This window comes from Blautia sp. JLR.GB0024 (assembly GCF_037000545.1).
GTDB classification, from domain to species: Bacteria; Bacillota; Clostridia; order Lachnospirales; family Lachnospiraceae; genus Blautia; species Blautia celeris.
In genome coordinates this window covers 1-11917 of the sequence record NZ_JBANBF010000031.1, presented here as the reverse complement: position 1 = coordinate 11917, position 11917 = coordinate 1, and the positions used below count along the sequence as shown (strand labels likewise).

Below are 11917 nucleotides of genomic sequence, written 5' to 3'. Positions count from 1 at the left end.
CGAAATGCAGAATGAGGACGAGCATAATCTGCCAAAGCGAAGCCGCTATTATCAGGGAGAGATGGACATTACATCCCTGAAACCGGGAGAAGATTTCAAAAGTCTGAGACCCTGTTTTATTATCTTTATCTGCACCTTTGACCCCTTCGGCAAAGGATTGTACCGGTATACGTTTGAAAATAAATGCCTGGAAACGGAGTTGTCTTTAGGTGATGAGGTGCAGAAAATCTTTCTGAACACAAAAGGGATACATACGGAAGGCGTTTCAGAAGAGCTGATATATTTACTGAAGTACATAGAAAACAGCACGGATACATGCGCGGCAGAGGCAAAAAATGCAGCCATTCAGAAGATTCACAGCAGAATCAAGGAAATGAAAAAGAATCGGAATCTGGGGGTGAGGTATATGCAGATGGAAGAACTGCTGAAAAAGAGGGAGCAGGAAGGTGAGAGACGCTTTGGCGAATTGGCGCTTAAATTATTCGAGACCGGCAGAGAGAAAGAAATCATAGAAGCAGCCTCAAATCCAAAATTACGGCAGGCCTTATATCGGGAATTTGGCCTCTGATCTGAGCAATTCCAAACAAATCAAAATGTCTGCAGGCGAATGCCAAGCATTCGCCTGTCAAAAAATTCTATTTATGTTCTATATTAAATTCTAATTAAAATCCCAAAAATCATGAATATGTCATGGAACCTGTCTGTATCAATCCAAAGTATAGAATAAAACCTTATATTTGCAAACTATATTTATAATTATGCAGATTAATCTTTTATAAAACATTTCGTATGCACATAAACCAAAAACAAAAGAATAAGCAACGCAATAAAAGCCGCAAAAGCAGCCAGATGCGTGAGAATATCAAGAGCCAGATAAATGGTAGCAGCACCTGCAAGCAATACGCACAACCCACCAAACGCAATAGAACCCCCATCCCTGTGTCCCTGTCCCCATGATGCGTTTTTTTCTTCTCTCTAGAATTTCTCCAGTTGACACTATTTTTTCCACTCCCCCGTCTAGAATTCATCCAGGAAACCTACAATTTCTCAACTATAATTTTCCCTTCCCCCAATGTATAGTAAATATATACAAAACAGAACGCCAAAACCCCCGGCCGGCAGGGATTTTGACGGGATGAGAGGGAGGTATTCAATTGAAACAGAAGAAGAAAAAAGAAAAGATAAGCTTCTTCACCCGTGTCAAAACCAACAAAGAACTGTTGCTGCTCAGCCTTCCGGGAACCGCGTGGTTTTTCCTGTTTGCATATTTGCCGCTGTTTGGTATCCTGGTAGCTTTCAAGAAATTCCGTCTGACCGGAAGCAACTTTTTTACAAGTCTCTTAAGCAGTGAATTTGTAGGATTTGATAATTTCAAGTTCCTGTTTTCCAGCGGTGACGCCTGGATCATTTTGAGAAACACGGTTTTATACAATGCTGCATTCATCATCCTTGGTGTCGTGCTCCCTGTTATCGTGGCATTGATGTTAAATGAACTCCGCAACAAGGGCATGGCTAAAATCTATCAAAGCTCCATGTTTCTGCCCTACTTCCTGTCCTGGGTAGTTGTCAGCTACTGTGTATTCGCATTTTTAAACCCGGAAAAAGGTTATTTTAACTCTGTACTTGCACATTTTGGAATTGATGGAATCTCCTGGTATACCGAGAAATCCATGTGGCCTTTTATCATTATCTTCATGAGCCAGTGGAAGGGCGTCGGTTATAATACCGTCGTATACCTGGCATCCATCTGCGGCATCAACAAGACATACTATGAGGCAGCGGTCCTTGACGGAGCCAGCAAATGGCAGCAGATCAAATACATTACCCTGCCGCTGCTGAAACCGGTTATCACCATTCTGCTGATCATGGCAGTGGGTGGAATCTTCAAGTCGGATTTCGGTCTGTTCTATCAGCTCCCGCAGGATTCCGGTCCTTTATACCCGGTAACCAATGTACTTGACACTTATATTTTCCGTGCCCTGAAGACAAACGGAGAGCTGGGCATGAGTTCTGCGGCAGCGTTATTCCAGTCAACTGTGGGATTTATACTTATCATGATCGCCAACAAGCTTGTATCCAAGGTTGACAGCGAAAACGCACTATTTTAGGAAGGAGGTAAGGAGAATGTCTTCAAAAAGAGAAGAACGTAAAAAGGCAAAAATGATAGAGAAGATGGAGGCAGAGACTTGTGAATACAACAAAGTAAAAAAACCGACCAACGCAGTGCTGAATGTTTTACTTGCAGTTATGTCACTGATCAGTATTCTGCCGTTCATCTTTGTTGTCATCATATCACTGACAGATGAGCAGACCCTGGCAATGAACGGTTACCAGTTTGTACCGGAAAAGCTCAGTCTCTATGCATACCACTATATTATAAGCGCCGGAGAGAATATCCTGCGCAGTTACGGTGTCACAATTCTGGTCACAATTGCCGGAACCGTGATCGGCCTGTTCCTTACCGGAACCTATGCCTATGCGCTGTCCAGAAAAACCTATGCGTTTAAGAAATTTTTTACCACGGTCATCACCATACCCATGCTGTTTTCCGGTGGTATGGTAGCCAACTATCTGATCGTTACAAAGGTGCTGATGCTGAAGGACAGCATATGGGCGCTTATCCTGCCCCTGTGTCTGAACACCTTCAATGTCATTGTACTGAGAACCTTCTTTAAGACCACCATACCGGATTCTGTAGTGGAATCTGCCAAGATTGACGGTGCTTCTGAGTGGAGGCTGTTTTTCAAGATCGTCATCCCCATGGCAATGCCGGGACTGGCGACCATCGGGCTTTTCCTTACATTGGGCTACTGGAATGACTGGTTTAATGCTATGATGTATATAGACAGCCAGAACCTGATACCCCTTCAGTATCTGCTGATCAAGATTGAAAGTTCCATTGACTGGCTGGCCAGCAATAAGGCCATGATGGGCATCAATGGAATTCAGATAGCGCAGAACATGCCGAAAGAGACCATTAAAATGGCAATCGTTGTTATTTCAACCCTGCCAATCATCTTTGCTTACCCCTTCTTCCAGAGGTATTTTGTAAATGGTCTGACGATTGGTGCGGTGAAAGAGTAAGAAACGATGAAAGTGAAACATTTGAGGAGGAGAATAGAATGAAATATAGAATCGTAAAACGTGCCCTGGCAGTTTCCCTGGCAGCAGCAATGACAGCAGGAATGCTGTCCGGCTGCGGCAAGAAGACAGAGACAAATGAAAAGGGAGAGGAAGTTGTTGAACTTGTCTGGTATCAGGTGGGGGACGCACAGAAAGACGCACCTGACGTAATAGAAAAAGTCAATGAGTACACAGAGGAGAAAATCGGAGTCAAGATCAAAGTAAACAATGTGGCATGGGGCGATTACAACCAGAAAATGCAGGTGGTCATCAACACAGGTGATGACTGGGATATGTGCTTTACCTGTTCCTGGGCAAATGATTATCTGCAGAACGCCCAGAAGGGCGCCTTTCTGGAACTGGATGACCTTCTGAAAGAAGAAGGAAAAGAAATTTATGACACCATTGATGAGCGCTTCTGGGAAGCAGCAAAAGTAGGGGGCAAAACATACGGTGTGCCCAGCGAAAAAGAGATCGGAAGCTGCCCCATGTGGGTATTTACAAAAGAATACGTGGACAAATACAACATCCCGTATGAGGAGATCGAGACACTGGAGGATCTGGAACCATGGCTGAAGGTGATCAAAGAGAATGAGCCGGATGTGGTTCCGTTCTATCTCACAAAAGATTACTCAGCGCCTACCTACATGGATAAGATCCAGGACCCTGTCGGCATTGAATACGGCGATGATACTCTTACGGTCAAAAATGTATTTGAGACAGACAGAATGAAATCCACTCTGAAAACCATGAGAAAATATTATGAGGCAGGTTATATCAACAAAGACGCCGCAACAGCAACCGACGACAAATCCATCAAACGTTTTGTGACAAAAGGTGACGGACAGCCTTATGCAGAACTGACCTGGGGCAAGGTTTTAGGATATGAGGTAGTCGCCAGTCCCATTATGGATACCCAGGTAACAAACGCGTCTGCCCGCGGTGCTCTGACAGCCATCAACAAAAACTCCGCGCATCCGGAAAAGGCTATGGAATTCCTGAACCTGGTCAACACAGATGAATACCTGAGGAATCTCTTGAACTATGGTATTGAAGGCGTCCACTGGACAAAGGCAGAGCCCACAGCAGAAGAAAAGGCAGCGGCAGAGGGAAAAGATTATATTTATGACACAAAAGTAAAACTGGAACCGGCTGCAAACAAAGACTACGCAGTGCCGTACTGGGTACAGGGCGGATTATTTAACACTTATGTACTGGAGAATGAGCCCCTTGACAAATGGAACACATTTAAAGAATTCAATGATGCCTCCCAGGAAGCCCCGTCCTTTGGATTTGACTTCGATCTGGAATCGGTGAGCACCCAGGTGGCAGGCTTCAGAAATGTGCTGGATGAGTTTGGAAAATCCCTGTACACAGGAAGCGTGGACCCTGACGAATATCTGCCGAAACTCCAGGAAAAGCTGGAGGCAACAGGTATCCAGGAAGTCATTGACGAGATGCAGAAACAGATTGACGAGTGGAAAGCCACAAAGTAAACAGACAGTCAGATTACCGGGTTACCTGATCATGCGGAAAGCTGTCAGGTGCCCGGAATCAGAAAGGGACAAAGTAGAGCGATGAAAAGATCCGAGATTAACGCGGCTTTAAAAGAGATGGAAGCCATGATCCAGAAACACGGTTTTGCCCTCCCTCCGTTCTGCGGTTTTACTCCAAAGGACTGGGAGCAGAAGGGCCATGCATACGACGAGATCCGTGACAATATGCTGGGGTGGGATATTACAGATTATGGACTGGGAAGATTTGATGAAGTGGGATTTTCCCTGATCACACTGCGAAACGGCAACCTGAAGAACAACAAATATACAAAGACATATGCGGAAAAGCTTCTCTATATCAGGGAAGGTCAGATGGCGCCCATGCATTTTCACTGGGATAAGATGGAGGATATTATCAACAGGGGCGGAGGAAATGTGCTGATTCGCGTCTACAACTCCACAGAGGACGGGCAGTTTGCGGATACGGATGTGACGGTAAACTGCGATGGCAGAGAATTTACGGTTCCTGCAGGGACACAGGTGAGGCTGCAGCCCGGGGAGAGCATTACGGTCTATCCCTATATGTACCATGATTTTGAGCTGGAGCCGGGAACTGGCCCTGTACTTTTGGGCGAAGTCTCCATGTGCAATGATGATGAGAACGACAACCGTTTCTATGAGCCCATCGGCAGATTCCCCGAGATTGAGGAGGATGAACCGCCGTACCGCCTGCTCTGCACGGAATATCCCAGAGCAGAAGGATGATCTGCAGGTAAAAAAGGAAAATAAGCGCCCGCTTACATTGAGCAGGGCGCTTATTTTGAAGCAATGGAAAAGACATAGTATCATATAAGGAGCAGGTTATGGAAATACAACATTTAGATACCCGTAACAAAATGCAGGAACACAGCAGAGCTGCGGAGCAAATGCAGGAACACAGCAGAGCTGCGGAGCAAATGCAGGAACACAGCAGAGCTGCGGAGCAAATGCAGGAACACAGCAGAGCTGCGGAGCAAATGCAGAAATACAGCAGAGCTGTGGCGAGGATACAGAGCCCCTGCAGAACATCCGAAGAGCCAGACACACAACTCTGCACAGTATGGCAGATGCGTGAGCTTGGCAGCACTACCTGGCTGGATGCTGTTGTCCCGGGTACGGTATATACAGATTTACTTAGAAACGGCCGGATGGACGATCCGTTCTGGAAAGACAATGAGGACAGAATCTGTGCCCTCATGGAAAAAGATTATGAATACCGGTGCCGGTTTACCTTACTTCCGGGAATGCTGGAAAATCACAGGGTTGTCCTTCATTTTGACGGTCTGGACACACTTGCAGATATTTATGTAAACCAAATACATGCCGGTAAAGCTTTCAACATGCACCGAACCTGGGAATTTGATGTGAAGGGTATCCTGCAGGAAGGAGAAAATGAGATACGGGTGATCTTTCATTCCCCGCTGCAATACATTGCCAAAGCCCATAAAAAATACGGAAATATAGGAAATGACGATACATTTGAAGGTTTTATGCACCTCAGAAAAGCCCACTATATGTTTGGCTGGGACTGGGGCGCCCATCTTCCGGACGCAGGTATATTCCGCCCCGTCTCCCTTCTCGGCATCCGTGAAGCCAGAATCGACAGTGTATACATACAGCAGAATCATACACAGGGAAAGGTCCGCCTCTCCTTTCAGGTAGAAACCGAATGGTCTGCCGGAGTGATCTCAGAAGAATCACCACGCCCCTGCAGTCCCGAACTTACCTATACAGTCCACATGACAGAACCGGGCGGCAGGACCTGGATTCTGGAGGATTCCCCCCAAGAGCTGACCATTGACAACCCAAAACTATGGTGGGTCAACAACCTGGGCAGCCAGCCCCTCTACCACGTCTGCGTCACACTCCTGTATCAGGGACGTACACTGGATATATGGGAACAAAAAATCGGTCTTCGGCAGGTCACCATGCTGCGGAAGAAAGACCAGTGGGGCGAGAGCTTCGCTCATCAGTTAAACAGCAGGGCCATATTTGCCATGGGAGCAGATTATATCCCGGAGGACCATCTTCTGGGCAGGACCTGCAGGGAAAAGACAAGAAAATTGCTGGAAGCCTGCCGGGAGGCCAACTTCAACGTCATTCGTGTCTGGGGCGGAGGCTGCTACCCGGAAGACTGGTTCTATGAACTGTGCGATGAGATGGGATTTTTGGTCTGGCAGGATTTTATGTTTGCCTGTTCGGTCTATGAGCTGACCCCTGAGTTTGAGGAAAACATCCGGCGGGAATTTGCAGACAATATAAAGAGAATCCGGCATCACGCTTCCCTGGGTCTGTGGTGCGGCAACAATGAGATGGAAATGTTCGTGGATGAGAGGTGCTGGGTGACAAAACCGTCGGAGGTGAGAGATTACCTGTTCATGTATGAACGCATTCTCCCCGAAGTCCTGGCAAAATACGATCCCCAGACCTTTTACTGGCCGGCCAGCCCATCCTCGGGAGGTTCCTTTGACAATCCCAATGACCCGAACAGAGGGGATGTGCATTACTGGAAGGTCTGGCATGGCGGCCGTCCTTTCTCTGAGTACCGGAAACATTTTTTCCGTTATGCTTCTGAATTCGGTTTTCAGGCATTTCCCTTTAAAAAGACTCTGGAGCAGATCACGGACGACCCGGATGACTTTAACATTTTTTCCTATGTGATGGAAAAGCACCAGAGAAATTACGGTGCAAACGGAAAAATCATGAATTATCTGCAGCAGACCTACCGCTACCCCACAGAATTTACCACCATTCTCTATGCCTCCCAGCTTCTCCAGGCAGATGCCATCCGCTATGGGGTGGAGCATTTTCGCAGAAACAGGGGAAGATGTATGGGAGCCGTGTACTGGCAGTTAAATGACTGCTGGCCTGTGGTATCCTGGTCCTCTGTTGATTACTGCGGCAGGTGGAAGGCACTTCACTATTATGCCAGGCGCTTTTTTGCCCCGGTGATGATCTCCTGCCGGGAGGAGGGTTGGATGACCCGGGAGGCTAATATGAACCGGCAGCATTTTACATTTGAAAAATCCATCCGTCTGAATGTGGTGAACGAGACCTTAAAAGACAGGCAGATCAAAGTCTGCTGGCAGCTCCGTGACAGTAAGGCAGCGGTTCTTCGCCGGGAGGAGCAGGTGATCGCAGTGCCGGCTCTCACGGCAGTCTGGATGGATAAGACAGAGCTTCCGGATGTGGATGTCTTTGAACAATATGTCAGCTTCCAGGCTTTTGAAGTAAACTGCGGGACACCGGAAAAAGAGGACAGCGCCGGGGCAAAAGCTCTGTCAGAGGGCACGGTTATCTTTTCCTATCCGAAATATTTCCGGTATGAGAATCCCTGTCTTACCTGGGAAATAGAGGGAAATAAGATCAGAGTCTCTGCGTCCGCCTATGCCAAGAGTGTGGAGATCCTCAATGAGACGGAAGACCTTATCCTCTCTGACAATTATTTTGATCTGAACGGAGATACCAAAGAGGTGGAGATCCTGTCCGGAAATGCAGATACGCTCAGACTTCGCAGCGTATATGATATCCGTTAAAGCTTCTGCTTCACAAAATCTGTACCCGGCAGAGCGCTTCGTGATGCAGTACCTGGCGGGACAGCGGTGCGTAAACAGTAAGAGTTTATAAGCCTTTTAGAAAAAGTTCAGCCCAGCTTTATTTATGGATCAGCCGGTTTATGTTATAGTAAAGGGAGCGGGCAGACAGGGGGATGGTCTGCCTATATAAGGAGGACGGAGTATGACTAATGAACAATATTACGATTTAATTGTTCCCTATCAGGATGCGCTTAACCTTTTTAAGGCCAGGCTGGATGTGCTGAACCATTCCATGTATGGCAGTGCGTCTCATCCGATTCACAATATCCAGTCCAGAATCAAGCAGAAACAGAGTATTGAGGAGAAACTGGAGCGCATGGAACTGAGCGCCAGCTTTACAAATGCCAAGGAAAACCTTCAGGACATTGCAGGTGCCAGGGTAATCTGCTATTTTGAGAGAGACGTGGAGCTGCTGGCAGAGCAGTTAAAAAAACAGAGCGATCTCATATTGATCAAAGAAAAAGACTACATTGCCAATCCGAAACAGAACGGTTACCGGAGCTATCACATGGTTCTGGGCATTCAGGTCTGCACCATTGACAGTACGGAATACTATCCTGTTGAAGTACAGATCAGAACCATTGGCATGGATTTCTGGGCCAGCATGGAGCACCGGGTGTGCTATAAACAGGAGCGTGAAGACAAAGAGGAGATTCAGAAGGAACTCCTCAGATATGCAAAAATTTTAAAAGAAATCGAAGAGGGATTTGAGCAGTACAATGACAGGCGCTGACGATTCTTCTGCTGAGGCAGATCTTAATATAAGCGGATCTGCCTCTTTTTTTATAATTTTTTCCAGCACATATTTTTCCCGTAACATTCTCATACTATCAGAAAGCTTCCAAATCAGGAAGCAGGAAAAAGGATGGTGAAAGTTATGGCAACTGCGGCGGAGCAGGAAAAACAGAAAAAAGCCAAAGAATATGAAAAATATGTAAAACAGGTGACACCCACCCACAGCCTGTTTAAAAACATGTGCCGTGCCTTTCTCTGCGGCGGCGCGATCTGTGTACTGGGGCAGGGAATCATGAACTTCTGCATGAGTCAGGGACTGGACAAGGAAATCAGCGGCGGCTGGACTTCCCTGATCCTGGTGCTTTTAAGTGTACTCTGTACAGGATTTAATATTTATCCGAAAATAGCCAAATGGGGCGGTGCCGGTACGCTGGTACCTATCACCGGTTTTGCCAATTCTGTGGCAGCACCGGCTATTGAATACCAGAAAGAGGGACAAGTATTTGGAATCGGATGCAAGATTTTTATCATAGCAGGTCCGGTTATCCTTTACGGTATACTGACCTCCGCGGCTTTGGGGGCTATCTATTACGTTCTTAAATTATGGGGGATTGTGGGATGACAGAAGTAAGAAAACAGACCATCGGCAAACAGAGCATTCAGTTTGAACATGCAGTTCATATTCTAAGCGGAGCCTCCATAGTGGGGAAAAAGGAAGGGGACGGCCCTCTGGGAAAATGTTTTGACGTGATAGGCGGGGAGGACGGCATGTTCGGGTGCCAGTCCTGGGAGGAGGCAGAGAGTGTCCTTCAAAAAGAAGCCGTCAGCATGGCAATCGGAAAGGCAGAGCTGGAGAACTGGCAGATCCGCACCATTTACGTGGGCGATCTTCTGGCACAGACCATTGCCTCCTCTTTTGGCATCATAGGGTTTGACACGCCTGTGTATGGGCTGTACGGCGCCTGCGCCACCATGGGGGAAGCACTCTCTCTGTCCTCCATGTCCGTTGCCGCGGGATACGGTGACTATGTGGTGGCAGTGACATCCAGCCATTTCGGCAGCGCGGAGAAAGAATTCCGTTTTCCTCTCGGATACGGAAACCAGCGGCCTCTGTCCGCCACCTGGACAGTGACGGGAAGCGGAGCCTGCGTACTTGGAACAAAAGGCGGTAAGGCACGGATCACAGGGATCACTACAGGCAAGATCATTGATTTCGGACTTAAGGATTCTCTGAATATGGGGGCATGTATGGCTCCGGCTGCCTGTGATACCATTTACCAGAATATGATGGACTTTAACCGCATGCCTGAGGACTACGACAGGATCATCACAGGTGACCTGGGCGAGGTTGGGCAGCACATTCTCTTTGATATGATGAAAGAAAAGGGGTTTGATATTGAGAAACAGCATATGGACTGCGGCATTGAGATCTATGACAAGGAGTCCCAGGACACACATGCCGGTGGCAGCGGCTGTGGCTGTTCCGCTGTGACCTTTGCCTCCTATATCCTTCCCAAGATTGAGAAGGGGGAGTGGAAACGTGTTCTTTTTGTTCCCACAGGGGCATTATTGTCAAAGGTCAGCTACAATGAGGGGAAAAGTGTGCCCGGAATTGCGCAGGCTGTTGTGGTGGAGCATTGCTAAAACAGGATAACAGGAGGCAGTAAATATGGATTATATCAATGCATTTTGGGTAGGAGGGCTGATCTGTGCCCTGGTTCAGATACTTTTAGACAAGACAAAGCTGCTGCCGGGCCGTGTTATGGTGCTGCTGGTATGTACCGGAGCCGTACTGGGGTCTGTGGGCATTTACAACAAGCTCATGGATTTTGCCGGTGCAGGTGCCAGCGTCCCCCTTTTGGGATTCGGCAACCTGCTCTGGAAAGGTGTAAAAAAAGCCATCGGTGAGCAGGGCTTCATCGGCATCTTCATGGGAGGCTTCACATCCAGCGCCGTGGGAATCTCCGCAGCCCTCATTTTCGCCTATTTGGCCAGCCTTATTTTTAAACCAAAGATGAAAAACTAGTTCTATACAATTGATAGATTTAATAGTATAATGAAGAATAACGGCGAGCCCGGGAAGCGAGCCGTTATTCGATACGGCTTGACTACAGTCAGGGCAGTACATTGAGAACTTTTTACTTAGGAGGAACCGCAAGTATGCTGCATGCATTTTCCCGTTCAGAAGGATTAATAGGAAAAGAGGGGCTGGAGATTCTTGCCGATTCCAAGGTCGCGGTGTTTGGCCTGGGCGGTGTGGGGTCTTATGTGGTTGAGGCGCTGGCAAGAGCCGGTGTGGGAAACCTGATTCTGGTGGACCACGATGAGGTTGCAGTGACCAACCTGAACAGACAGCTGGTGGCGCTGCGCTCTACGATCGGAAGGAAAAAGGTACAGGTTGCCAAAGAACGCATTGCAGATATCAATGAGGATGCAGTGGTCCATACCTATGAGACTTTTTTCTCAGCTGAGACAGCCGGTTTATTTGATTTTTCCAGCTATGACTATATTGTGGACGCAGTGGACACTGTCTCTGCCAAGATCCTTCTCATTGAGAAGGCAAAAGCCTGCAATAAGCCGGTCATATCCTGTATGGGAACCGGAAACAAACTGGACCCGTCCTGTTTTCAGATTGCGGATATTGCGAAGACCAGTGTGTGCCCTCTGGCAAAGGTCATGCGCACGGAATTGAAAAAGAGAAAAATAAAGAAGGTTAAGGTGCTTTTCTCCACGGAAATCGCGCCAAAAGAAAAAAAACGCCGGATGGGCCTGAAAGAAGAAAAGGTACAGACGGAAGAGACCAGGCCGTCCACAGGAAGGCCGGTGCCCTCCAGTATATCCTTTGTTCCGGGAGTTGCCGGACTGATGATCGCCGGAGAGGTGATAAAAGATTTAATCGGGATGAGACAGAAGACAGACAGAAAATAA

The 11917-nt window shown here is 47.5% G+C and carries 11 protein-coding genes; all 11 read left to right on the top strand.

The features are described 5' to 3' along the window. Positions 1-568: Rpn family recombination-promoting nuclease/putative transposase (locus tag V8Q34_RS27075; RefSeq protein WP_335836666.1), on the top strand; the 568-nt coding region annotated here is incomplete at its 5' end. A 586-nt stretch (positions 569-1154) separates the two neighbouring features. Then, positions 1155-2108 carry an ABC transporter permease gene (locus tag V8Q34_RS27070; protein WP_227242370.1) on the top strand — a complete coding sequence of 318 codons (954 nt, stop codon included), beginning with the start codon at positions 1155-1157 and terminating at the stop codon, positions 2106-2108. A gap of 16 nt (positions 2109-2124) precedes the next feature. Next, positions 2125-3084 carry a carbohydrate ABC transporter permease gene (locus V8Q34_RS27065; RefSeq protein ID WP_335836664.1) on the top strand — a complete coding sequence of 320 codons (960 nt, stop codon included), beginning with the start codon at positions 2125-2127 and terminating at the stop codon, positions 3082-3084. 38 nt (positions 3085-3122) lie between these two features. Continuing rightward, a complete protein-coding gene (locus V8Q34_RS27060; RefSeq protein WP_227211613.1) occupies positions 3123-4619 on the top strand; it encodes an ABC transporter substrate-binding protein in 1497 nt (498 codons plus the stop codon). Positions 4620-4700: 81 nt separating this feature from the next. After that, complete coding sequence (locus V8Q34_RS27055; protein WP_033139254.1) at positions 4701-5384, top strand: D-lyxose/D-mannose family sugar isomerase; 684 nt, start codon at positions 4701-4703, stop codon at positions 5382-5384. 341 nt (positions 5385-5725) lie between these two features. Beyond that, a complete protein-coding gene (locus tag V8Q34_RS27050; protein WP_335836667.1) occupies positions 5726-8194 on the top strand; it encodes a beta-mannosidase in 2469 nt (822 codons plus the stop codon). A 202-nt stretch (positions 8195-8396) separates the two neighbouring features. After that, positions 8397-8987: a GTP pyrophosphokinase gene (locus V8Q34_RS27045; protein WP_033143955.1), complete on the top strand. Its 591-nt coding sequence runs from the start codon at positions 8397-8399 to the stop codon at positions 8985-8987. A 132-nt stretch (positions 8988-9119) separates the two neighbouring features. Next, positions 9120-9611: a SpoVA/SpoVAEb family sporulation membrane protein gene (locus tag V8Q34_RS27040; protein WP_225305380.1), complete on the top strand. Its 492-nt coding sequence runs from the start codon at positions 9120-9122 to the stop codon at positions 9609-9611. Continuing rightward, positions 9608-10633 (top strand): stage V sporulation protein AD, encoded by a 1026-nt coding sequence (locus tag V8Q34_RS27035; RefSeq protein WP_033143954.1) that lies wholly within the window; start codon positions 9608-9610, stop codon positions 10631-10633. The genes V8Q34_RS27040 and V8Q34_RS27035 overlap by 4 nt, the downstream gene beginning before the upstream one ends. Positions 10634-10658: 25 nt before the next feature. Beyond that, positions 10659-11015 (top strand): stage V sporulation protein AE, encoded by a 357-nt coding sequence (spoVAE, locus tag V8Q34_RS27030; protein ID WP_033143953.1) that lies wholly within the window; start codon positions 10659-10661, stop codon positions 11013-11015. Between the two features lie 134 nt (positions 11016-11149). After that, positions 11150-11917 carry a tRNA threonylcarbamoyladenosine dehydratase gene (locus V8Q34_RS27025; RefSeq protein WP_103732536.1) on the top strand — a complete coding sequence of 256 codons (768 nt, stop codon included), beginning with the start codon at positions 11150-11152 and terminating at the stop codon, positions 11915-11917.